Annotated in this window: 14 protein-coding genes, 1 pseudogene and 1 riboswitch; of the genes and pseudogenes, 6 read left to right on the top strand and 9 right to left on the bottom strand. The window is 71.2% G+C overall.

Going from position 1 to position 24,169, the window contains the following annotated elements:
• Positions 1–78 precede the first annotated feature (78 nt).
• Complete coding sequence (locus tag ENC19_RS15505; RefSeq protein WP_164447862.1) at positions 79–1,104, bottom strand: ABC transporter substrate-binding protein; 1,026 nt, start codon at positions 1,102–1,104, stop codon at positions 79–81.
• A 268-nt stretch (positions 1,105–1,372) separates the two neighbouring features.
• Here ENC19_RS15505 and ENC19_RS15510 point away from each other — a divergent pair, with 268 nt between their 5' ends.
• From ENC19_RS15510 to ENC19_RS15525, 4 genes are all read left to right on the top strand, one after another.
• The gene (locus ENC19_RS15510) at positions 1,373–2,158 is read left to right on the top strand and encodes an ABC transporter ATP-binding protein (protein ID WP_164447863.1); all 786 of its coding nucleotides are present in this window, start codon (positions 1,373–1,375) and stop codon (positions 2,156–2,158) included.
• A gap of 2 nt (positions 2,159–2,160) precedes the next feature.
• Positions 2,161–3,111 (top strand): LLM class F420-dependent oxidoreductase, encoded by a 951-nt coding sequence (locus tag ENC19_RS15515; protein WP_164447942.1) that lies wholly within the window; start codon positions 2,161–2,163, stop codon positions 3,109–3,111.
• Positions 3,108–3,437, top strand: coding sequence for a cupin domain-containing protein (locus ENC19_RS15520; RefSeq protein ID WP_164447864.1), 330 nt, complete (start codon positions 3,108–3,110; stop codon positions 3,435–3,437). Before ENC19_RS15515 ends, ENC19_RS15520 begins: the two co-directional genes overlap by 4 nt.
• Positions 3,438–3,515: 78 nt before the next feature.
• Positions 3,516–5,747 carry an ICP22 family protein gene (locus tag ENC19_RS15525; RefSeq protein WP_164447419.1) on the top strand — a complete coding sequence of 744 codons (2,232 nt, stop codon included), beginning with the start codon at positions 3,516–3,518 and terminating at the stop codon, positions 5,745–5,747.
• Positions 5,748–5,902: 155 nt separating this feature from the next.
• Here the strand turns inward: ENC19_RS15525 and thiC are convergent, their stop codons facing one another.
• The 7 genes and pseudogenes from thiC to thiE form a co-directional block, all read right to left on the bottom strand.
• Positions 5,903–7,495: a phosphomethylpyrimidine synthase ThiC gene (thiC, locus tag ENC19_RS15530; RefSeq protein ID WP_164447865.1), complete on the bottom strand. Its 1,593-nt coding sequence runs from the start codon at positions 7,493–7,495 to the stop codon at positions 5,903–5,905.
• A 14-nt stretch (positions 7,496–7,509) separates the two neighbouring features.
• Complete coding sequence (thiD, locus tag ENC19_RS15535; RefSeq protein ID WP_164447866.1) at positions 7,510–8,298, bottom strand: bifunctional hydroxymethylpyrimidine kinase/phosphomethylpyrimidine kinase; 789 nt, start codon at positions 8,296–8,298, stop codon at positions 7,510–7,512.
• 170 nt (positions 8,299–8,468) lie between these two features.
• A pseudogene (locus ENC19_RS15540) lies at positions 8,469–9,083 on the bottom strand (thiamine phosphate synthase); the annotation flags it as partial.
• Between the two features lie 65 nt (positions 9,084–9,148).
• Positions 9,149–9,934 (bottom strand): thiazole synthase, encoded by a 786-nt coding sequence (locus tag ENC19_RS15545; RefSeq protein WP_164447867.1) that lies wholly within the window; start codon positions 9,932–9,934, stop codon positions 9,149–9,151.
• Positions 9,935–9,939: 5 nt separating this feature from the next.
• Positions 9,940–10,140, bottom strand: coding sequence for a sulfur carrier protein ThiS (thiS, locus tag ENC19_RS15550; RefSeq protein ID WP_164447868.1), 201 nt, complete (start codon positions 10,138–10,140; stop codon positions 9,940–9,942).
• The gene (thiO, locus tag ENC19_RS15555) at positions 10,137–11,306 is read right to left on the bottom strand and encodes a glycine oxidase ThiO (protein ID WP_164447869.1); all 1,170 of its coding nucleotides are present in this window, start codon (positions 11,304–11,306) and stop codon (positions 10,137–10,139) included. The genes thiS and thiO overlap by 4 nt, the downstream gene beginning before the upstream one ends.
• Entirely contained in the window at positions 11,300–11,926 is a 627-nt protein-coding gene (thiE, locus tag ENC19_RS15560) for a thiamine phosphate synthase (protein ID WP_164447870.1), read from the bottom strand. Before thiE ends, thiO begins: the two co-directional genes overlap by 7 nt.
• Positions 11,921–12,030, bottom strand: a riboswitch (TPP riboswitch). Its footprint overlaps the gene before it by 6 nt.
• Before the next feature lie 352 nt (positions 12,031–12,382).
• On the opposite strand from thiE, the gene ENC19_RS15565 reads away from it, so the two are divergent.
• On the top strand, positions 12,383–17,050 hold the full coding sequence (locus ENC19_RS15565; RefSeq protein WP_164447871.1) for a ThuA domain-containing protein: 4,668 nt from the start codon (positions 12,383–12,385) through the stop codon (positions 17,048–17,050).
• Positions 17,051–17,339: 289 nt separating this feature from the next.
• A complete protein-coding gene (locus tag ENC19_RS15570) occupies positions 17,340–23,144 on the top strand; it encodes a ThuA domain-containing protein (RefSeq protein WP_164447872.1) in 5,805 nt (1,934 codons plus the stop codon).
• A gap of 71 nt (positions 23,145–23,215) precedes the next feature.
• Here ENC19_RS15570 and ENC19_RS15575 read toward each other — a convergent pair whose 3' ends face one another.
• Complete coding sequence (locus ENC19_RS15575) at positions 23,216–24,166, bottom strand: aldo/keto reductase (protein WP_164447944.1); 951 nt, start codon at positions 24,164–24,166, stop codon at positions 23,216–23,218.
• Between the last annotated feature and the right edge of the window lie 3 nt (positions 24,167–24,169).

Consider the following 24,169-nt stretch of genomic DNA (forward strand, 5'->3'; position numbering starts at 1 on the left):
GCATCGTCATGAGCGGGGAGCGGAGTACGCCGCACCGACGAAGGCGGTGCGGCGTACTCCGTGCGGTACCGAGCGGCCTCAGGCCTTCGGTGCCAGGTTGAAGTCGATGATCTGGTCAGGGGTGAGGTCCGACTTGAGAGCGCCGGCGCCACGCAGGATCGCGATGCTCTTGGCGACCCGGCCGCTGTCCAGCGTGCCCAGTGCCGTGCCGGAGTTGCTGGAACGGACGTAGCCCGCCATCAACTGCAGCTCGGCGGCCGCTGCGGCGGGCACGACCGCCTCGGCGTTCTTGGCCAGGATCTCGGCCGCCTCCTGCGGGTTCGCCAGGGCGTACTCCAGGCCCTTGAGCAGCGCCTCGGTGAACTTCTTGACCTGCTCGGGCTTCTCGGTGGCGTACTGCTTGGAGGTGATCAGCACGTTGCCGTAGAGGTCCTGCATCACGTTGCTGTACGGCAGCAGGACGGCCTTCTTCTTGGTCACCGCCTCGATGGTCGGCTGACCGACGACGAACTGCCCGATGCCGTCGACCGAACCGGAGGCCAGCGTGCCCATCAGGGTCTGCGCCTCGCCGTTGACCCACTTCACCTTGGTGTAGTCGATGCCGGCCATCCGGGCGTAGGTCGGGAAGAGGTTGCGGACCACCGAGCCGGGGGTGTCGGCGAGAGTCTTGCCCTCCAGGTCCTTCGGGGTGGTGATGCCCGTGCCGTCGACGGTGGCGATGGCCGCCATGGTGCGCTGCTGGATCGCGGCCACCGCGACGAAGTCCTTGGCGTCACCGTTGCCGAGCTGGAGCAGTCCACCGGTCAGGTCGATCGGGCCGAAGTGCGCCTGACCGCCGACGACCGTCTGGATCACGGAGCCGGTGCCCTGCCCCGGCTTGATCTCGACGTCGAAGCCGGCGTCCTTGAAGTAGCCCTTCTCCTTGGCCACCCAGGCGTAGGCGTCGCGCCCGAAGTTGCCGAACGAGGTGAGGTAGGTCACCTGCTCCAGGGACGAGCCGACGTCGTTGCCGTCAGCGTCGTCCGAGCCGCTGCTGCACGCGGAGACCAGGGCGAGCGCGGTGGCCATCGTGGCCGCGGCGACCGTACGGGTCAGCCTTCTCATCAGTGCACCTTGTCCTTTCCAACCGGGGCGTCGGGGCCGCCGGAAGGGAGTTGTCGGGGCGGCACCGGCAGCCGGATGGAAGCCGACACCGCGTATCGAGGGGGACTCTCGCGGGCACAGCGTACGAGAACCCCACCTTTGCGACGCCAGGCGTACCGGGTTGCGGAACGGATACAAAGTGATGTCCACCCCGGACGGTGCGATACGGGACCGAGACCGATAGCCTTTGCCCGTTCCTGACTTTCCACTCAGGGGAGGCCCGTCGGCGATGATCCGACTCTCCGAGGTGTCGCGCACCTTCGACGGCCGCGCCGGCCAGGTCGAGGCGTTGCGCGGCATCGACCTGGACGTCGCCGAGGGTGAGTTCGTCGCGGTACTCGGCCGCTCCGGGTGCGGCAAGTCCACTCTGCTGCGGCTGATCTCCGGCCTGATCCCGGTCACCTCCGGGGAGGTCACCGTCGCCGGCAAACCGGTCACCCGGCCGCGCCGGGACATCGCCATGCTGTTCCAGCGGCCAGCCCTGCTGCCGTGGCGCAGCGTGTTGGACAACGTCCTGCTACCGGTGGAGATCTTCGGCTGGAAGCGGGCCGCCCACCGTGACCGGGCGCGGGACCTGCTCGAGGTGGCCGGGCTGTCCGGCTTCGAGAAGCGGCTGCCGCACGAGTTGTCCGGTGGCATGCAGCAGCGGGTCTCGCTGTGCCGGTCGCTGATCGGCGACCCCCGGGTGATGCTGATGGACGAACCCTTCTCCGCGCTCGACGCGCTCACCCGCGAGGAACTGGCCGGCGAACTCCAGCGGGTGCACATGCGCAACGGCGCGACCGTCGTCTTCGTCACCCATTCCATCGACGAGGCGGTGCTGCTCGCCGACCGGGTGGTGGTGCTGAGCCCACGCCCGGGCCGGGTCCGCAAGGTCGTCGAGGTGACCATCCCGCGCCCGCGCACCCTGGGCCGCAACGCCCATCTGGCCGACGTCGCCCGGGTCAGTGCCGACCTGCACGAACTGTTGATGGAACGCGAACAGCCGGCGGGAGCCGGTACGGAGGGACGATGAACATGCGGGTGGCTGTCTTCACGGAACCGCACCGGGGCGCCACCTACGACGACCAGCTCCGCTTCGCCCGGCTCGCCGAGCAGGGTGGCTTCGACGCCTTCCTCCGAGCCGACCACTACCAGGCCATGGGCGACGAACCGGCCCTACCCGGTCCGACCGACGCCTGGCTGACCCTGGCGGCGCTCGCCCGGGAAACCAACCGGATCCGGCTGGGCACCCTGGTCACCTCGGCGACGTTCCGGCTGCCCGGTCCACTCGCGGTGATGGTGGCTCAGGTCGACCAGATGAGCGGCGGTCGGGTCGAGCTGGGCATCGGCGCCGGCTGGTACGCCCGCGAGCACATCTCGTACGGCATCCCGTTCCCCGGCACCAGCGAACGATTCGACCGGCTCGCCGAACAGCTCGAAGTGATCACCGGGCTGTGGCGCACCCCGTCCGGTGGAACGTTCAGCTACGTCGGGGACCACTACCGGCTCACCGATTCGCCGGCCCTGCCCAAGCCGGTGCAGACCCCGGGCCCGCCGGTGATCGTCGGGGGGCGCGGTCCCAAGCGCACCCCGGAGCTCGCCGCCCGCTACGCCGACGAGTTCAACGTCCCCTTCACCAGCGTCGAACAGGCCCGTGAGGCGTACGAGCGGGTTCAGGAGGCGAGTGAGCGGGTCGACCGCGCCGGCAGCGGGCGCCGGCCGCTGACGCTCTCCGCCGGCATCGTGGTGGCGATCGGGCGTACCGACAGCGAGGCCCGACGGCGAGCGGCGCCGCTGCACGTCAAGAGCGCCCTACCGCCGGAGGATCCGGTGGTCGGCTCACCGCAGCAGCTGGTCGACCGGATCGGCGAGTTCGCCGCGATCGGCACCACCCGGGTGCATCTACGCCTGATCGACCTCACCGACCTGGACCACCTGGAGCTGATCGCCGCCGAGGTGCTCCCCCACATGGACGGAACCCGATGACCGAGCCGACAGCCGACGTTTCCACGCCCGACTTCGAAGCCGTGCTCGGCCCGGTCGGACAGGAAGTCGTCTTCGAAAACGACCGGGTACGGGTCTGGCACATCCGGCTGGAGCCCGGTGAGCGCCAGCCGCTGCACCGGCACGACCTCCCCTACCTGGTGGTGGCCGTTCAGGGCGCGAAGAACGTCGTGCAGACGGTCGACGGTGTCAAGATCGACGCCGACGAGCCGACCGGCGGGGTGGTCTATCGCGATCCGGGGGCGGTGCACATGCTCACCAACGTCGGCGACACGACATACCTGGCCCGGCTGGTCGAGCTCAAGTAGACCCGCCGCGAGCAGGTCGTACGTCCGTCCACGGCGTGCCGGTGGCGATCGGTGGCGACGGACCGTAACGTGCCGGTCATGGCCCATCGGACATCGAGCCGACTACTGTTCACCGCGTTCGGCGTCAGCCTGCTTGCCGGCGCCGGTCAGCTCGGCCTCGCCTTCGGCTTCGGCATCGTCCGGCTCACCGGAAGCTTCACCGGCGCGAGCATCAACCAGTGGCCCGCCCAGCTCGTCTGGGCCGGCTGGTTCGCCACGAACGCCGCCGTGATCGGCGCCGTGCTCACCGAGCGGCTGGCCCGCCATGGTGGGCAGCTCACGGGCACCCCCCGGCAACTGGCCGTCGCGGGCAGCGCCGCCCTGGGTGCCACGGTCGTGGCGCCGCTGTGCATGCAGCCGGCCCGCAGCGCGGAACTCGTCTCGGTCGACCCGGTATGGGCCGTGGCCATCTGCGCCGGCCTCGGCGCGGTGGTCGGCGCCGGTGCCGCGCTGGCCGTCCTGGTCCGGCCTCCGTTCGCCTGGAACATGGCAGCGGTGGCCGCGGCGGTCTGGTTCCTCGCGTTACTGTCCGTGATCCCGTCGTTGGGGGCGAACGGACCACTGACCCCGGTACGCCTCGGCGTGCTGGAGCCGGCCTGGCTCGCCGCCGGCACCGCACAGCAACTGGCGCTGCTGATCCTTCCACTGGTGACCCTGCTGGCCGGCGCGGTGACCGCGACGGTGGCCCGTTGGCGCGGCCATCCCCCACTGGTCAGCGGGCCCAGTGGGGTCGCCGGACCGGTGCTGGTGGCGTTCGCCTACCTGGCCGCCGGACCGGGTGACACGAGCGATCGGTACCAGTTGACCCCTTACTACGCCGCGCTGATCGCGGTGGTGGTCGGCGCGCTCGGCTCCGCCGCGGCAGCCCTGCTGCCCTGGCCGGCCACCGGCCGACTCGCCCATCGGGCCGCCGCACCCCGGTGGGACCGCCATCGAACCGACCGCCATCCTGCAACCGCTGCCGACGACCCCCGCGCTGCCCGGGTCGGCCGGCGCACCCGCGGACCCGGCGGCCGGCCCGGCACGCCCGGTCGTGGTGGTCGACGGCGACCCCGAGGCCGACCGGCCCACCGGCGGAACCCGCTCCGACGGCGGCCCCGGGGCGACGTCACGTCGGACGGGTCACCGCCGCACTGGCACTGGCCGATCGCGCACACCGAGCCGTCCGCCGTCACGACCACACCGACCGCCGGTGGTGCGGTTGGACGCCGCCCGGCCACCGCCGGCACCGCACCGACGACATCCGCACCGGCGACCGGCAACGGCGGGCAGCCGCCCGACGGCGGGCCCTCCGCCGACAGCGCACGCGGCGACAACCGCACCGACCACACCAGCCCTGCTGATGCCGGTGTCGCGCATGCCGGCGACACCGCAAGCCGAACCGACGCTGCCAAGCGAGCAGGCGGAGCCGCGCGGCGAACCGAAGCCGGTGAGCCAGCACAGAGCCGCGAGCCAGCACAGAGCGACGAGCCAACACAGAGCGGCGAGCCGGCGCGTGAGACCGCCGGGTCGGTATTCGACGGACAGGCGGTGGCGGGGAGCGACGGGCAGCCCGGTGCGTCGACAGAGCCGGCGCCGGTGGGCGACGGCAGCGACCTTCCCCAGGCGGCACCCAGCGCGGTGGAGGCCGAGTCGCCGGTCGCTTCCAGCGGCAGAACCCCGACGCCCCGCACCCCCACGCCCCGGGCACCGGCCCCGTCGGTGGACCCGACGCCCGCGACGGCGCAGGCCGCGCCGACCGCCGAGCCAGCGCCAGCGCCAGCGCCAGCGCCAGCGCCAGCGCCAGCGCCAGCGCCAGCGCCAGCGCATGATGCCGGAGGCCAGTCGGCGGCGGAGGTGTCACCCGAGGCGCTGCCACGATCTCGGCAGCGGTTCGTGTTGCCCGATCTCACCCGGGCCACGACCGGGCCCGAGACGCCGTCGACTCCGGGCAGCTCGGCGGCGCTCCCCGACACCCCGGAGGTCTCCATCGAGCCGGCGGCCACCGCCCGTGACCTCACGGCCGCCTTCACGAAGCCGCCCGCCGTCCGGGCCGAGGACGTCCAACCGGACGCCGAAGCGGAGAAGGGCCGGCGTGGACTGTTCCGGCGTGGCAGGTCCCGGTCCGGGGAGCATGCCGCGACCGAGCAGGACGAACCGCTGCCGGCTCAGGACGAGGAGTACGTCGACTGGGTAGCCGGGCTCAGCCGACCGCTCGATGACGACGAGGCGACTCCGCAGAAGGGACCACGCCGCTCCCTGCGGTCGACGGGTCGGCACCACCGACGCTGAGACCCTCGCCCGCGCACCCGTCGGCCACCATCCACCGCGTCCGGACTTCACCGTCGGTGACTGCCGGGGACGGTAGGAGTGCGGCGCCTCGTGTCCAGGTGACGTGATCACGTCACCCGGACATGAGGCACTCAGGTCTCACCCATCCCGACCGGTCAGGCCAGCGGCAGGTAGACCCGTCCGCCGGAGGCGACGAACTCGTCGGACTTGTCCTGCATGCCGCGGGCGGCGTACTCCTTCAGGTCCTGCGTGATCTTCATGGAGCAGAACTTCGGCCCGCACATCGAGCAGAAGTGCGCCGTCTTCGCCGGCTCGGCGGGCAGCGTCGCGTCGTGGTACGACCGCGCGGTCTCCGGGTCCAGCGAGAGGTTGAACTGGTCCTCCCAGCGGAACTCGAACCGCGCCTTCGACAGCGCGTCGTCCCAGGCCTGCGCACCCGGATGTCCCTTCGCCAGGTCGGCCGCGTGCGCCGCGATCTTGTACGCGATCACCCCGGCCTTCACGTCGTCCCGGTCGGGCAGTCCGAGGTGCTCCTTGGGCGTGACGTAACACAGCATCGCGGTGCCGAACATGCCGATCATCGCGGCTCCGATGGCCGAGGTGATGTGGTCGTACGCGGGCGCGATGTCGGTGGTCAGCGGACCGAGCGTGTAGAACGGCGCCTGGTGGCACCACTCCTGCTGAAGGTCGACGTTTTCCTTGATCTTGTGCATCGGCACGTGCCCGGGCCCCTCGATCATCACCTGCACGTCGTGCTCCCAGGCGACCTTCGTCAGCTCGCCGAGGGTACGCAGCTCCGCGAACTGTGCCTCGTCGTTGGCGTCCGCGATCGAGCCGGGCCGCAGACCGTCACCGAGGGAGAAAGTCACGTCGTAGCGGGCCAGGATCTCGCACAGCTCCCGGAAGTTGGTGTAGAGGAAGTTCTCCTCGTGATGCGCCAGGCACCAGGCCGCCATGATCGAACCGCCCCGCGACACGATGCCGGTGACCCGGTCCACCGCCAGCGGGACGTACGGCAGCAGCACCCCGGCGTGCACCGTCATGTAGTCCACACCCTGCTCGGCCTGCTCGATCACGGTGTCCCGGAACACCTCCCAGCTCAGCTTCACCGGATCACCGCCGACCTTCTCCAGCGCCTGGTAGATCGGCACCGTCCCGATCGGCACCGGGGAGTTGCGCACGATCGCCTCGCGGGTCTCGTGGATCCGCTTGCCGGTGGACAGGTCCATCACGGTGTCCGCGCCCCATCGGGTGGCCCAGGTGAGCTTCTCCACCTCCTCGGCCACCGACGAGGTCACCGCCGAGGTGCCGATGTTCGCGTTGACCTTGACCAGGAACGCCTTGCCGATGATCGCCGGCTCGCATTCCGGATGGTTGATGTTCAGCGGCAGCACGGCCCGGCCGGCCGCGATCTCGTCCCGGACGAACTCCGGCGCCATCCCCTCCCGGATCGCCACGAACTCCATCTCCGGCGTGACGACACCGGCGCGGGCGTACGCGAGCTGCGTGGGCCGTTTGCCGTCCGAGCCGGCCAGTGGGGTTCCGCCGCCGCGTACCGGCGCCACGTCGGCCCGCTCGGCGATCCACGGTCCCCGCAACGGCGCCAGTCCGACCTCCGGATCAGAGCCCGGACCCGAGGTGTCGTAGAGCCGTACCGGTGGGTTGTCCCCGGTCAGCTCCACCTCCGCGAACGGCACCCGGATGTCCGGCCGTGATCCCTCGACGTACACCTTGCGACGTGTCTGCATGACAGCCTCCCTGTTCAGGCGGACCAGCCGAAGTGGTCCATCGGCCCACGGCCCGCGCCCAGCTCCCAGTCCCGCGCGCCGGTCAGCGCCCGGGTCACGTACTCCTTGGCGGCCTCGACCGCCGCCGGCACCGGGTCGCCCAGCGCCAGCCGCACCGTCACGGCCGCCGAGAACGAGCAACCGGTGCCGTGGGTGTGCCGGGTCGGCACACGCGGGGCACGCAGCACCGTCGTCCCCTCCGGGCCGTGCAGCACGTCCACCGCCTCCGCACCGGCGTCCACGTCGCCGCCGGTGACGATCACCCATTCCGGTCCACCGGCAGCCAGGGCCCGCGCCGCCGCGGTCATCTCCGCCACGTCGGTCACCGCCGTCCCGGTGAGCGCGGCGGCCTCCGCGCTGTTCGGTGTGGCCACCCGGGCGTACGGCAGCAACCGCTCCACCGCCTCCACCACGCCGAGCCGGTGACCGCTGGTGGCCACCAGGACCGGGTCGACGACCAGCTGCGGCAGCCGGCCGGCCGCCGCCGCATCGGCGATGGCGGCCGCCACGGCCGGGGTGCCCAGCATCCCCGTCTTGACCGCCCGCACCGCGAAGTCCGACAGCACACTGTCGAGCTGGTCGGTGACCAGGTGCGGGGGCAGCGGCAGCACCGCGTCCACGCCCCGGGTGTTCTGCGCGGTGACCGCCGTCAGCACACTCGTGCCGTACGCGCCGAGCGCGGCGAAGACCTTCAGGTCGGCCTGGATGCCGGCGCCGCCACCGGAGTCGGAACCGGCGACGGTCAGCACGGTGGTGGGGGTCACGGCAGTTCCTTCTGGTCGGGGGTTGTTGCTCTGGGGTTGCGGTTGAGGGCTGCGGCCGACCGTGCCCACTCCGGGCGGTCAGGCTTGATCCCTGCGTGGGCACGGTCGGCCGCCGCCCCGTCGTGGCCATTCCCCGCCGGCACGTGCCGGGTCGGCGGCTTGGGAGTCGGGGCGGTGACGTCGTGGAAAGCGGCGGTGAGGGTGGCGGCGGTCTGTTGTGGGTCCTGGGCGCGCATGATGGTGCCGAGGACGGCTACGCCGGAGGCGCCGGCCTGGACGCAGGCACGTACCTGGGCGGGGGTCTCGATGCCGCCGAGGGCCAGCGCCGGCACCGGGCTCCGCCGGATCAGCTCGGCCAGCCCTGCGGGAAGCAGGGGCGGTCCGTAGCCCGGCTTGGTCCGGGTGGGAAAGACCGGCGAGAGGGTGACGTAGTCCTCCGTGGTGAGTCGACGCAGCTCCGCGACGTCGTGACAGGAGCGGCCGACCAGGTCGGCGGGGGGCGGTGGGTAGGGGCCGACCGCCGGCAGGTGGAGGGCGATCGGAGTGCGGCCCGGATCGCCGTCCAGCAGCGGGTCGGGGCCGCCGACGACAAGGGTTCCGCCCGCCTCGGTGAGGATCGATCGCAGCTCGGCGGCGAGGACGAGGCGTTCGACGCGCGGCAGATCCTTCTCCCGCAGCACCACCCACCGCACTCCCCCGGCCACGGCCGCCGCCACCACCGGGACGAGCCCTCCCCGCGCCACCCGCCGATCCGTCAGCAGCACGACCCCCGAGGGCACTTGGATCTTGGTACCAACCGGCCCCTGGCGGGGCGCTCCCCGGCCAAGATCGACGAGATCAGTCCGCGCGGTCACAGGTCGGGGCGGCCTTCGTCGGGGGTGGAGGGGAGGGCGTGGAAGCGGTGGGGGATGCGGCCGGCGCCGTGGGCGAGGTGGCCGGCGGCGATCGCGTACCGCATCGCGGTGGCCATCGCCACCGGGTCGGCGGCCCGGGTCACCGCGCTGGCCAGCAGCACCGCGTCGCAGCCCAGCTCCATGGCCAGCGCCGCGTCGGAGGCGGTGCCGATGCCCGCGTCCAGGATGACCGGCACGTTGACGTCCTGCCGGATGAGCCGGATGTGGTGCGGATTGTTGATCCCCAGGCCGGATCCGATCGGCGCACCGGCCGGCATCACCGCCGCGCAACCGACGTCGGCCAGCCGCCGCGCCAGCACCGGGTCGTCGGAGGTGTACGGCAGCACGGTGAACCCGTCGTCGACCAGTTCCTCGGCGGCGCGCAGCAGTTCCACCCCGTCGGGCAGCAGCGTCCGCTCGTCGCCGATCACCTCCAGCTTGACCCAGTCGGTCTCGAACGCGTCCCGGGCCAGCCGGGCCACCTTCACCGCCTCGCCCGCCGTGTAGCAGCCGGCCGTGTTGGGCAGCAGGCGGACGCCGCACCGGTCGAGCAGGTCCAGCAGACCGCCGGAACCGCCGGGCACCGTCTCCACCCGACGCAACGCCAGGGTGACCAGCTCGGTGCCGGACGCCCGGATCGCCTGCTCCAGCACGTGCAGGTTGGCCGCCCCGCCGGTACCGAGGATCAGCCGGGAGGTGAACCGCACCCCGCCCAGCTCGAAGCCGGTCGACTCGTCGTCCATCCGGCTCACCCGCCCTGGGCGGCGCTGAGCACCTCGACCCGGTCACCGCCGCGCAGCACCGTCGCCGGCCAGCCGGTACGCGGCACCACCTCACCGTTGACCGCCACCGCCACGCCGCGCTGCTGGCCGGTGACGTCGCGGACCAGGTCGGCCACCGTCAACCCGTCCGGCAGACTGCGGCCGGCACCGTTCACCGTCAGTTTCACGAGTCGTCCTCCGTCGGATGCGAAAAGGTGCTCGCCGAGCCCACGACGCCCGACGCGTCGGCGAACCGGTCCGGTCGGAAGGGCGCGAGCAGGGTGTGCGGGCTGCCGTCGCCGGTGATCAGCTCGGTGATCAGGTCCGCGGTGACCGGGGTGAGCACGATTCCGTGCCGGTGGTGACCGGCGGCCACCAGCACGTCCGGGTGACCCGGCAACGGCCCCAGGATCGGGGCGTTGTCCGGCGTGCCGGGGCGCAGCCCCGCCAGCGTCTCCACCAGGTCGTACTCGGCGATCTCGGGCAGCAGGTCGACGGCGGCCCGCAGCAGCCGCAGCACCGCTCCGGCGCAGACGTCCAGGTCGGAGCGCTCCTCGACGGTCGCGCCGACGACCACCTCGCCGCTGTCCCGCGGCACCAGGTAGACGTGCTCGCCGTCGGCGTACCCCCGGATCACGTGCCGGAAGCCCGGCGGCCCGCCGTCCGGCGCACGCAACCGCAGCACCTGTCCCTTCACCGGACGGACCGGCAGGCCGGTCAGGGCCGCGACGCCGCAGCCGGCGGCGACCACCGTCACGCCGGCGGTGACGTCGGACAGCCGCCGCACCGGCTCGGCGACCAGCACCGCGCCCGCCCGCTCCGCCGCCAGCCGCAGCGCCGGCACCAGCCGGCGCGGGTCGACCTGGTGGTCGGTGGCGGCGAGCGCGCCGCCGCGCACCCGGGGCGCCAGCGCCGGCTCGCGCTCGCGTAGCTGGGACGGGCGCAGCGGGGTCACCGGCAACCCCAGCCCCTGCTGGTACGCCCAGAGCCGACGTGCCTCGGCGAGGTCGTCGGCGGTCAGCCCGACCATCAGGGTGCCCTCGGTGCGGTAGCCGATGTCGGTGCCGGTCGCCTCGGTCAGTTCGGCGGCGAACCCCGGCCAACGCCCGGCCGACTCGGTGAGCAGACCGGTCAGTTCCCGCTCGCCGAAGTACGCCTCGGCGACCGGCGCCAGCATCCCGGCGGCCACGTGGGAGGCACCCGACCCGGGCGCCGGATCGTGCACGACCACCCGCAACCCGCGCACCGCGCACCGCCAGGCGACCGCCCACCCGATCGGCCCGCCGCCCACGACGGCCACATCGGGCCGGCGCCGGGGCACCGGACCGGTGGTGGCGGGGCGCCCGGTCAACACGTCAGCGCCCGAACCAGCTCGGCGGCGGCACGGACGGGATCGGTGGCTCCGGAGAGCGCACCGACCACCGCCACCCCGTACGCGCCGGTGGCCCGCAACTCGGGCACGTCCGCCGCCGTCACCCCGCCGATGGCGATCACCGGCACGTCGACCGCCTCGACCACCGCCCGGACACCGGTCACGCCGATCGGCGGCGGCAGCCCGTCCTTGGTGGCGGTGACGCGGCACGGGCCCACGCCCAGATAGCTGGCTCCGGCGGTGACCGCCGCGAGCGCGCTCGCCGGTTCCCGGGCGGTGGCACCGAGCACGGCGGCCGGGCCGAGCACCTTCCGGGCCGCCGCCACGGGCAGATCGTCGGCGCCGACGTGACCACCGGCGGCGTCGGTCGCCAGTGCCACGTGCAGCCGGTCGTTGACCAGGCAGGGCACCTGGTACGGGGCGCAGAGGGCAAGCACCTGTCGGGTCAGCTCGTACGCCTGCCGGTCGGTCGCGGTGTCCTCGACCCGGACCTGCACCACCAGCTCGGTGTGGGCCACCGGGAGCACGGCGCGGAGCACGGCGAGCGGATCCCGCCCGGGTCGGGTGTCGGTGATCAGATGCAGTCGTCCCAGGGACGGCACGGCAACACTCCTCCCTGCGCCGGCATTACCCGGATCAGGTTCGACGGTCGGGGGCTCACAGCCCCCCTCTCAGCCCGGTACACCGGGCTCCCGTGGGTTCGTTGGGTGTCACCGTACGTCGTTTCGCCGGCTCCGCCAAGCCCGTCCCGCGCCGCCGGCGGCGGCGCGGGCCACCCGGTCATGCCGACTCGCCACGGCCTACGGAACGGACTCGCGGCAGCACCGCGGCCGGAAGAAGGCCCCGATATACAGCGACTCACACCAATAGAAAATGACCCCGTTACCAAAACGTTACAAGGCTCCACCTTGCTCGAAACTAGATTCACTACGGCAAATTGAGTGATCGGATCGGCTGAGTCGGCACCCAGACCTCGCTCGTCAGGTATGGGCGGTCGGACCGACGGGAGTGACCACCGCCGTCCACTCCGAACCGTCCCACGGACAGAGGAGATCCTCGTGCCCCGACCCAGTCGGCGGCGAGCTCCGCTCGCCGCAGTGACCGTGGCGCTACTCGCCTTCGTACTCATCCTGGCCGCCGCACCGGCCCCGATCACCGGCCCGGCCGCCGCCCAGGCTGCCGCGCCGGTAGCCGCGGCGGAGGCGGAGCCGTACTCCGTCCTGGTCTTTTCAAAGACCGCCGGATTCCGGCACGACTCGATTCCGGCCGGCATCACCGCGATCCAGCAACTCGGCACGGCGAACGGGTTCACCGTCACCACCACCGAGGACAGCGCCGCCTTCACCGACACCAACCTCGCCAGGTTCAAGGCGGTCATCTGGTTGTCCACCACCGGCGACGTGCTCAACGCCAGCCAGCAGGCGGCCTTCGAGCGCTACATCCGCGCCGGTGGCGGCTACGTCGGCGTGCACGCCGCGTCCGACACCGAGTACGACTGGGCCTGGTACGGCCAACTGGTCGGTGCCTACTTCAACAGTCACCCGGCCAACCAGACGGCCACGGTGAAGGTCGAGGACACCACCCACGAGTCGACCCGGCACCTGCCGGAGCGGTGGTCCCGGTTCGACGAGTGGTACAACTTCCGCACCAACCCCCGCACCCGTCAGGTGCAGGTGCTGGCCTCGCTCGACGAGCGCAGCTACAGCCCGGGCAGCGGGGCGATGGGGCAGGACCACCCGATCGCCTGGTGCCAGAACTTCGACGGTGGGCGGTCCTGGTACACCGGTGGCGGGCACACCCAGGAGTCCTTCACCAACGCCGAGTTCCGGCAACACCTGCTCGGTGGCATCCAGACCGCGGCCGGGGTGGTGCACGCCGACTGCGGCGCCGGCCGGGCCGCCAGCTTCGAGAAGGTGACGCTGGACAGCAACACCAGCAACCCGATGGAGTTGGACATCGCACCCGACGGCCGGGTGTTCTACATCGAGCGCGACGGTCGCGTGCAGATCATCAAGCCGGACACCGGCCAGACCGTCACCGCGCTGCGGCTGAGCGTCTTCGCCGGCAACGAGGACGGCCTGCTGGGCATCCGCCTCGACCCCAACTTCGCCAGCAACGGCTGGGTCTGGCTCTACTACGCCCCCAGCGCGGGCGGTTCCCGCAACAACCTGTCCCGGTTCACCGTCACCGGTGACACGATCAACCCGTCCAGCGAGCGGGTCGTGCTGGAGGTGCCCACGCAGCGCAACACCTGCTGCCACATGGGCGGGACGATGACCTTCGACTCGGCCGGCAACCTGTACCTGGCCACCGGGGACAACACCAACCCCTTCGAGTCCGGTGGCTACAGCCCGTTGGACGAGCGCTCCGGCCGGGCGGACTACGACTCGCAGCGCACCGCCGGCAACACCAACGACCTGCGCGGCAAGGTGCTCCGGATCCGGCCGCAGGCCGACGGCACGTACACCATTCCGGCCGGCAACCTCTTCGCGCCGGGCACCGCGCGGACCAGGCCGGAGATCTACGCGATGGGCCTGCGCAACCCGTTCCGGATCGGCATCGACCCGGTAACCAACGTGCTCTACGTCGCCGACTACGGCCCGGACGCCACCACCACGAACGCGAACCGGGGCCCGGAGGGCCTGGTGGAGTGGAACATCGTCGACCGGCCCGGCAACTTCGGCTGGCCGTACTGCCACGGCAACAACCAGGCGTACAACGACTACCAGTTCCCGTCCGGTCCGAGCGGGGCGAAGTTCAACTGCTCCGCACCGGTGAACAACTCCCCCAACAACACAGGTCTGACCAACCTGCCGGCGGCCATCCCGGCCACGGTCGACTACGGCTACGGCGGCAACAGCCGTTTCCCGGAGATCGGCGGCGGCGGAGCACCGATGGCCGGCCCGGTCTACCGGTTCGACCCGACCATCTCGTCGCGCCGCCAGTGGCCGGCGTACTTCGACGGCAAGGCCATGTTCGGCGAGTGGAACCAGTCGCGGATGTACACCATGCAGGTCACCCGGGACGGTAAGTCCCTCGTCGACATCAACCGGATCCTCGACCAGATGACCTTCGTCCGGCCGATGGACTTCGAGTTCGGCCCGGACGGCGCGCTGTACCTGATCGAGTGGGGCAGCGGCTTCGGCGGCAACAACGACAACTCCGGCGTCTACCGCATCGACTACACCGCCGGTGCCCGCGCCCCGATCGCGGTCGCCTCGGCGAACCCCACCTCCGGAGCGCCACCGCTGGCCGTCACCTTCTCCAGCGCCGGCTCACGCGACCCCGACGGTGGAGCACTCACCTACGCCTGGACGTTCGGCGACGGCGGCACCTCCACCCAGGCCAACCCGACCCACACCTACACCCAGTCCGGCAGCTACACCGCGCAACTGCGGGTGACCAACCCGGCCGGGCGCAGCGCGGTGGCCAACGTGCCGATCACCGTCGGCAACACGGCACCGACCGTGACCATCGAATTCCCCCCGGACGGTGGCTTCTTCGCCTGGGGTGACCAGGTCGCCTACACCGTCAAGGTCACCGACCCGGAGGACGGGACGATCGACTGCGACGAGGTCGAACTCCAGGTCCTGCTCGGCCACGACGAGCACGCTCACCCGCTGGAGCGGCACACCGGCTGCACCGGCACGGTGCAGACCCAGCTCGCCGACGGCCACGGGGCGGAGGCGAACGTCTTCACCGTTCTGGAGGCGACCTACACCGACCAGGGCGGGGCCGACGGGGCCGAGCCGCAGACCGGCCGGGCGCTCGTGGTCCTTCAGCCGAAACGTAAGGAGGCCGAGTACTACTCCGCCACCGGACGGGTGGCGGGTGCCACCGGCGGCGGCACCGCCGGGGTGGAGCGGGAGACCACCGGTGACACCGCCGGCGGTGGCCAGAACATCGGATTCATCGAGGACGGCGACTGGTGGTCGGTCAGTCCGGCCAGCCTGACCGGCCTCACCTCGATCCGGTTCCGGGTCGCCTCGGCCACCTCCGGTGGTCGGATCGAGGTGCGCGCCGGAGCCGCGAACGGACCGCTGATCACCACCGCCGCCGTGACCGGCACCGGAGGGTGGCAGACGTACACCGACGTCACCGCGCAGATACCCAACGGCGCCGCGGCGGAGGGCGCGTTGTACTTCGTCGCCCGGGATCCGAACGGCGGCTCCGGCACCCTGTTCAACGTCAACTGGATGGACTTCGTCGGACCCGGGGTGAGCGGCAACGCCCCGCCGACGGTCACCGCCTCGGCCACCCCGACCAGCGGGACCGGGCCGTTGGCGGTGACCTTCACCGGTACGGCCACCGACCCGGACGGGGACACCCCCCTGACGTACGCCTGGGACTTCGGTGACGGTGCGACCGCGAACACGCTCAACGCCACCCACACCTACACCACGCCGGGCAGCTACACCGCCATCCTGACGGTCACCGACAGCCGGGGTGCGCGAGGGCAGGCCAGCGTGCCGGTCCGGGTCGACGGGGCGGGCAACCCCTGCCAGGCCGAGCCGGGACCACAGCGGTCCGACGAGTTCACCGGTAGCTCGCTGGATCGTCAGCGATGGACAAGCGTGGTGCGCGGGACGGAGTCGTACTCCCTCGCCGACGGTTCACTGCGGCTGCCCACCGCGGCGGGTGACCTGTACGGCACCCGCAACGACGCCACCAACCTGGTGCTCCAGCCCGCACCCAGCGGTGCCTGGCAGGCGACCACCCGGGTCACCGTGGCGGCCCGGGCCGACTACCAGCAGGCCGGTCTGCTGCTCTACGGCGACGACGACAACTACGCCAAGCTGGACCTGGTCTACGGTGGCAACCGGAAGGTCGAGTTCCTCCGGGAAACCGCCGGTACCCCGCGCAACGAGAGCACGGACTCCACCGCGGCGCCCACCGGTGACACCATCCATCTGCGACTGACCAGCGACGGGACGAACCTGACCGCCGCCTACTCGACGGACGGGCAGACCTTCACCGCGGTCGGTCGGTCCGCCGCGCTGGCCGGGATCAGCAACCCCCGGATCGGTCTCTTCGCCCTCAACGGCGGCACCACCGCGCCGGTGGTGAACGCCCAGTTCGACTGGATCCGGATCACCCCGGAGGTCACCACGGGCGTCGTCACGCCGTCGGACGAGTTCACCGGCACCGGCCTGGAGAAGTGCCGGTGGAACGCCGTCGTACGGGAGGACTCGACCCGGTACCGGGTGACCGACGGCGCGTTGCGCATCGACGTGCCGAACGGTGACATCTACGGCACCGGCAACACCGGGCCGACGAACTTCATCCTCCAGAACAGCCCGGCCGGGAACTGGACCATGCAGACCCGGGTCGACGGCAGCCTGTTCAACGAGCAGTACCAGCAGGCTGGTCTGCTGGTGTACGCCGACGACGACAACTACCTGAAGTTCGACTACGTGACGGACAACGCGGCCGGTCAGACGGTCTCGCGACGGATCGAGTTCCGCAGCGAGGTCGGCGGAGTGGTGCAGAGTACGCAGCCCCAGGCGACCGGCCTGACCCAGGGCATCTGGCACCTGCGGCTGGCGCGCAGCGGAAACACCTTCACCGCCGCGTACTCGGCCGACGGCACGAGTTGGACGACCCTGCAAACGTTGACGAGCACCGCGGTCGGGGCGACTCCGAGGGTGGGCCTGTTCACTCTCGGTGCCAACCAGACCGCGTCGAAGACGGCCGCCTTCGACTACTTCCGGCTCACTCCCGGGTAGTCGGCCTGGCTCGCCGACACACAACTGCCGGCCCGCACCTCCGCCCGAGGTGCGGGCCGGCGCCCGTAGCGGTTTGAGTGGGCTGTACGGGAATGTCGCTTGCGTTTACCGAAACGTTATCCATTGAAGTCTTGCCATTAATCGTTCTAACGGAACTAATTTGTTCAGCGACTCGACATAAATGCTGGCCCGGCCCCCTTCGGCAAGGTGTCCGGACCAGCTCCATCAGGGACGGTCTTCGGCGGGCCGACCCCGTGACCCCTGTCCAGCAAGGACAAAGGAGACCGGAGTGCCCCGAACACCTCGTGCCCGCGCACCCCTGACCGCCGCCGTTCTCTCCCTCGGCCTCGCCGCGAGCATGCTTCTCGCGGCCCCGGCCGCACAGGCCGCGCCCGCCCCCGTCGCCCAGGCGGTTCCGGAGGCCGCCGCCGAGACGTTCTCGGTGCTGGTCTTCTCCAAGACCGCCGGCTTCCGCCACGCCTCCATCCCCACCGGCATCGCCGCCATCCAGGAGCTCGGCGCCGAGCACGGCTTCACCGTCGACACCACTGAGGACGGCGCCGCGTTCACCGACGCGAACCTCGCTCAGTACCGGGCGGTCATCTGGCTCTCCACCACCGGAGACGTGCTGACCGCCGACCAGCAGGCGGCGTTCGAGCGCTACATCCAGGCCGGTGGCGGCTACGCCGGCATCCACGCCGCCGCCGACACCGAGTACAGCTGGTCCTGGTACGGCGAACTGGTGGGGGCGTACTTCAACAGCCACCCGGCCAACCAGCAGGCCACGGTCAAGGTGGAGGACCCGGCTCACCCCTCCACCGCCCACCTGCCGGGACGCTGGTCCCGGTTCGACGAGTGGTACAACTACCGCACCAACCCGCGCGGTTCGGTGCACGTGCTGGCCACCCTCGACGAGACCAGCTACAACCCCGGCTCCGGCGCGATGGGGCACGACCACCCGATCGCCTGGTGCCAGGACTACGACGGCGGCCGAGCCTGGTACACCGGCGGCGGCCACACCGACGAGTCGTACGCCGAGCCGGAGTTCCGCACCCACCTGCTCGGCGGAATCCGCACCGCGGCCGGGATCCAGGGCGCCGACTGCGGGGCGTCGCTGACCGCCAGCTTCGAGAAGGTGACGCTGGACAGCAACACCAGCAACCCGATGGAGCTGGACATCGCCCCCGACGGCCGGGTGTTCTACATCGAACGCGACGGCCGGGTGCAGGTCGTCAAGCCGGACACCGGCAACACGGTCACCGCCATCGACCTCGACGTCTTCACCGGCAACGAGGACGGCCTGATCGGCATCCGGCTCGACCCGGACTTCGCCACCAACAACTGGGTCTACCTCTACTACGCCCCGAACGACGGGGTGGCGCGCAACCTGCTCTCCCGGTTCACGGTGAGCGGTGACTCGATCGACGCGGCCACCGAGGAGGTCGTGCTCCAGGTCGACACCCAGCGCAACACCTGCTGCCACGCCGGCGGCACCATGACGTTCGACTCCGATGGCAACCTCTACCTGGCCACCGGGGACAACACCAACCCGTTCTCCTCGGACGCGTACACGCCGATCGACGAGCGGCCCGGACGCGCCGACTACGACGCGCAGCGCACCTCCGGCAACACCAACGACCTGCGCGGCAAGGTGATCCGGATCCACCCGGAGGACGACGGGACGTACACCATCCCGGAGGGCAACCTCTTCCCGCCGGGTACGGCACAGACCCGGCCCGAGATCTACGCGATGGGCTTCCGTAACCCGTTCCGGATCGGCATCGACCCGGCCACCGACACCCTCTACGTCGCCGACTACGGCCCGGACGCCTCGTCGGACAACCCGAACCGTGGGCCCGAGGGCCTGGTGGAGTGGAACATCGTCGCCGAACCGGGCAACTACGGCTGGCCGTACTGCACGGGCACCAACGAGGCGTACAACGACTACCAGTTCCCCTCCGGCCCGAGCGGTCCGAAGTTCGACTGCGCCGCCGTGGTGAACAACTCGCCGAACAACACCGGCCTGACCAACCTGCCGCCGGCCATCCCGGCCACCGTCGACTACGGCTATGGCGGTGACCCGCGCTACCCCGAGATCGGTGGCGGTGGCGCGCCGATGGGCGGCCCGGTCTACCGGTACGACGCCGACCTCGACTCGAACCGCAAGTGGCCGGCGTACTACGACGGCAAGGCGCTGCTCGGCGAGTGGAACCAGTCGAAGATGTACACGATGCAGGTCTCCGCCGACGGCACCGAACTGGTCGACATCAACCAGTTGCTCACCGGGATGTCCTTCATCCGCCCGATGGACTTCGAGTTCGGTCCGGACGGTGCGATGTACCTGATCGAGTGGGGCAGCGGCTTCGGCGGCAACAACGACAACTCCGGCGTCTACCGGATCGACTACATCGCCGGTGACCGGGCACCGATCGCGGTGGCCACCGCCGAGCCCACCTCCGGGCAGGCACCGCTGGAGGTGACCTTCTCCAGCGCCGGATCGCGCGACCCCGACGGGGGAGCACTCACCTACGCCTGGACGTTCGGCGACGGTGGCACCTCCACCGAGGCCAACCCCACCCACACGTACGCCGAGCCGGGCAACTACACCGCCCAGCTCACCGTCACCAACCCCAAGGGGCGTACGGCGGTGGCGAACGTGCCGATCACGGTGGGCAACACCGCGCCGACCGTGGAGATCGAGTTTCCGCCGAACGGCGGCTTCTTCGACTGGGGTGACCAGGTCAAGTACACGATCACGGTGACCGACCCGGAGGACGGGACGATCGACTGTGACGACGTCCAGCTCCAGGTCCTGCTCGGTCACGACGAGCACGCCCACCCGCTGGAGCAGCACACCGGCTGCACCGGCACGGTGCAGACCCAGCTCGCCGCCGGGCACGGTGCCGAGGCGAACGTCTTCACCGTCTTCGAGGCGACCTACACCGACCAGGGCGGCTCCGGTGGGGCCGACCCGCTGACCGGCCGGGCGATCGAGATTCTCCAGCCCAAGCGCAAGCAGGCCGAGTACTTCACCGCGACCGGCCGGACCGAGGACGGCACCGGCGGCGGTGACGCCGGGGTGATGCGCGAGACCACCGGCGACTCTGCCGGCGGCGGCCAGAACATCGGCGCCATCGAGGACGGCGACTGGTGGTCGGTCGTACCGGCCGACCTGACCGAGATCGACGAGATCCGCTTCCGGGTCGCCTCGGCGACCAGCGGCGGTGTGATCGAGGTGCGGGCCGGCGCGGTCGACGGTCCGGTGGTCGCCTCGGCGACCGTACCGGGCACCGGCGACTGGCAGACCTACACCGACGTCACCGCGCCGGTGACCGGTGCGGCGAGCGGTTCGCTGTACTTCGTCGCCCAGGACCCGGCGGGCGGCGCGGGATCGCTGTTCAACGTCAACTGGGCGGACTTCGTCGGCAAGGGCGTCACCGACAACGCGCCGCCGACGGTCACCGCGACCGCCACGCCGGCCACCGGCACCGCGCCGGTCACCATCGCGTTCGGCGGCACCGCCACCGACCCCGAGGGTGACACCCCGCTGACGTACGAGTGGGACTTCGGTGACGGCGGCACGGCGGACACGCTCCAGGCCGAGCACACGTACGCGGCACCCGGCAACTTCACCGCCACCCTGACGGTGACCGACAGCCGTGGTGCCCGGTCGTACGCGACCGTGCCGGTCCGGGTCGACTCGCCGAACACGTCGTGCCTCGGGGCACGTTCGGACAACTTCGACGGTGACACGCTCGACCGCGACCGGTGGACCAGCGTGGTGCGGGAGAACCAGCTCCTGTCCGTCTCCGACGGCGCGCTGCGACTTCCCACCGGGGCCGGTGACCTCTACGGCAGCCGTAACGACGCCACCAACCTGGTGCTCCAACCGGCACCGTCGGGAGCCTGGCAGGCGACCACAAAGGTCACCCTGCCGGTGACGGCCAACTACCAGCAGGCCGGCCTGCTGGTCTACGGCGACGACGAGAACTACGCCAAGGTGGACCTGCTCTACAACGGCAGCCGGCGGGTGGAGTTCATCCGGGAGACCGCCGGCACCCCGCGCAACGAGGCCGCCGACAGCACCGACGCACCGGCGGGTGACACCGTCTACCTGCGGGTGAGCAGCGACGGCACCAGCCTGACCGCCGCGCTCTCGGCCGACGGTCAGACCTTCACCCCGGTCGGTCGCTCGGCTGCGTTGGAGGGCATCGAGAACCCGCGGATCGGCCTGTTCGCCCTCAACGGCGGCACCGACGCGCCCGTCGTGGACGCCGCGTTCGACTGGTTCCAGGTGATTCCGGACGAGCCGGCCGGCCCGGTCGACCCGTCCGACGAGTTCACCGGCATCTCGCTGGACAAGTGCCGGTGGAACGCGATCCTCCGGGAGGACCTGAGCGCCTACCGGGTCAGCGGTGGCTCGTTGCACATCGACGTGCCCAACGGTGACATCTACGGCACCAACAACACCGGGCCGACGAACTTCATCCTTCAGAACACGCCGGCCGGCGACTGGACGATGGAGACCAAGATCGACGGCAGTCTGTTGGACGAGCAGTACCAGCAGGCCGGTCTGATCGTGTACGGCGACGACGACAACTACCTGAAGTTCGACTTCGTGGTGGACAACCAGGCCGGCCAGCCGGTGTCCCGGCGGATCGAGCTGCGCAGCGAGATCGACGGGACGATCCAGGATCCACAGCCGGGTGCGGAGAACCTGACCTCGGCCGAGTGGTATCTGCGGCTGGCCCGCACCGGTGACACCTTCACCGGGTCGTACTCGGCCGACGGCACCACCTGGACGGCCCTGACCGAGCTGACCAACGCGGCCGTGGGGGCTACCCCGAAGGTGGGCGTGTTCACCCTCGGTGGCAACCAGACCGCCTCGAAGTCGGCGTCGTTCGACTACTTCCGGTTCTCCACCGAGACCGGACCGGACGACGACACCGCGCCGGTCACCACGGCCGAGGTGTCCGGCACCCCGGTCGAGGGTTGGCTCACCGGTCCGGCGACGGTCACCCTGACCGCCGCCGACGAGGACGGTGGCAGTGGGGTGGCGCGCACCGAGTACCAGCTCGACGACGCCACCGAGTGGACCGCCTACACCGCACCGGTGCCGGTGACCGGGGACGGCGAGCACGAGCTGCGGTTCCGCTCCGTCGACGAGGCCGGCAACGTGGAGGAGACGAAGACGGTCACCGTCCGCATCGACGCCACCGCGCCGGTCAGCACCGCGACGTTCGCCCCGGCGAACGACGAGGGCTGGCACGACGGCACCATCCCGGTGGTGCTCACCTCGACCGACGCCGGTTCCGGGGTGGCGCTGCTGGAGTGGTCGCTGGACGGTGGCGACTGGACGCCGTATACCGAGCCGGTCGAGATCAGTGGCGACGGCGACCACGAGCTGCTCTACCGGGCCACCGACACCGCCGGCAACGCCGAGACGTTGAAGGCGGCGGTGGTACGCATCGACGGCACCAAGCCGACCCTGCTGGTCTCCGGCATCGCCGACGGCCAGCTCTACGGTGACAGCCAGGACGTCCGGGTGTCCTGGCAGGCGGTCGACCCGACCTCGGGCATCGCGACCGTGGTCGGCCAGCTCGACGACCGTCCCTACGTCAGCGGCACCCTCCAGGCGATGTACGAGCTGCCGCTGGGCCTGCACGAGCTGACCGTCACGGCGACCGACAAGGCGGGCAACGCCACCACCAGCACGGTCCGCTTCTTCGTCACCACCTCGTTCCGGGACATGCAGAACCTGCTGGACCGGTTCAAGGCGACGGGCCGACTCAGCAACAAGGCGTACAACCAGTTGTCGAAGCGGCTCTCCAACGCCCGTACGGCGGAGGCGGAAGGCAACGACCGACGGGCGATCAACCAGCTCACCGCGTTCCGGACGTTGGCCGGCGACGCCGATCTGGTTGGCGAGGCGGAGATCCGGGACGTGCTGATCCGGGACGCCGACGCCATGATCGTCCGGCTCGGTGGCGCAGCCAGCAAGATGGGCGTACGCGCCAACGACGGCGAGTCCGTCAAGGGTGCCGGCCGCCTCGGCGGCGACCCCACCCGCCTGGCCCCGGGGCGTCGCCTCTGACCGACAGTTCCAGGTGTGCACACAGGGGGCCCCGTCCGGCATCCGCCGGGCGGGGCCCCGCCACGTTCCGGTCAGCTGTCGAGCACGGTGCGCAGTGCCTTGAGGTCGTCCTCGGTGGGGTGCCAGGAGCCGGCCTCGGCGTTGGCGCGCACCTGCTCCGGCGTGGTGGCTCCGGCGATGACCGAGGTGACCGCCGGTTGGGCGGCCAGCCCACCGATCGCCACGTGCAGCATCGGCACACCCCGCTGCGCGGCGTACGCCTCGATGCCCTCGATGGTGTCCCAGTCGGCGGCGGCGAGCCGTTGGGCGTACCGGCCGCCGCCGGCCAGCCGACTGCCGGCGGGCGGCGCCTCACCCCGCTTGTACTTGCCGGTGAGCAGCCCGTTGGCCAGCGGGAAGAACGGCAGCATGCCCAACCCGAACCGGTCACAGGCCGGCAGCACCTCGATCTCGGCGTCCCGGTTGAGCAGGCTGTAGTGGTTCTGGGCGCTGACGAACCGGGTGAGTCCCCGGCTCCTCGCCGTCCAGTCGGCGTCGGCGATCTGCCAGCCGGCGAAGTTGGAGTTGCCGAGGTACCGCACCTTGCCGGCGCGGACCAGGTCGTCCAGCGCGGACAGCGTCTCGTCGATCGGGGTGCCCGGGTCCGGCTCGTGGAACTGGTACAGGTCGATGTAGTCGGTGTCCAGCCGACGCAGCGACGCCTCGACCGCCCGCATCACGTACCGCCGCGAGCCGCGTACCCCGAAGTCCCGTCCGTTGCTGCCGGCCATCGACATGCCGAACTTGGTCGCCAGCACCACCTCGTCCCGGCGGCCCTTGAGCGCCGCGCCGAGCTGCGCCTCCGAGGCGCCGTGCGGCTCGCCGTAGATGTCGGCGGTGTCGAAGAAGTTGATCCCGGCGTCGAGGGCCGCGTCGACCACCGCGCGCGTGCCGTCCGGGTCGAGTTTGCGGCCGAAGTTGTTGCAGCCGATCCCCACGACGGACACCACGAGCCCGGAGTCGCCCAACCGGCGATAGGTCATCTC

Source organism: Verrucosispora sioxanthis, from assembly GCF_010560025.1.
In the GTDB taxonomy this organism is placed as follows: domain Bacteria; phylum Actinomycetota; class Actinomycetes; order Mycobacteriales; family Micromonosporaceae; genus Micromonospora; species Micromonospora palythoicola.

What these genes read in the sequence shown, in the direction of transcription:
- ENC19_RS15515 (WP_164447942.1), top strand. Translation starts at nt 2,161, where the DNA reads ATGCGGGTGGCTGTCTTCACGGAACCGCACCGGGGCGCCACCTACGAC.
- ENC19_RS15505 (WP_164447862.1), bottom strand. Translation starts at nt 1,104, where the DNA reads ATGAGAAGGCTGACCCGTACGGTCGCCGCGGCCACGATGGCCACCGCG.
- ENC19_RS15520 (WP_164447864.1), top strand. Translation starts at nt 3,108, where the DNA reads ATGACCGAGCCGACAGCCGACGTTTCCACGCCCGACTTCGAAGCCGTG.
- ENC19_RS15525 (WP_164447419.1), top strand. Translation starts at nt 3,516, where the DNA reads ATGGCCCATCGGACATCGAGCCGACTACTGTTCACCGCGTTCGGCGTC.
- ENC19_RS15575 (WP_164447944.1), bottom strand. Translation starts at nt 24,166, where the DNA reads ATGACCTATCGCCGGTTGGGCGACTCCGGGCTCGTGGTGTCCGTCGTG.
- ENC19_RS15545 (WP_164447867.1), bottom strand. Translation starts at nt 9,934, where the DNA reads ATGGACGACGAGTCGACCGGCTTCGAGCTGGGCGGGGTGCGGTTCACC.
- ENC19_RS15510 (WP_164447863.1), top strand. Translation starts at nt 1,373, where the DNA reads ATGATCCGACTCTCCGAGGTGTCGCGCACCTTCGACGGCCGCGCCGGC.
- thiC (WP_164447865.1), bottom strand. Translation starts at nt 7,495, where the DNA reads ATGCAGACACGTCGCAAGGTGTACGTCGAGGGATCACGGCCGGACATC.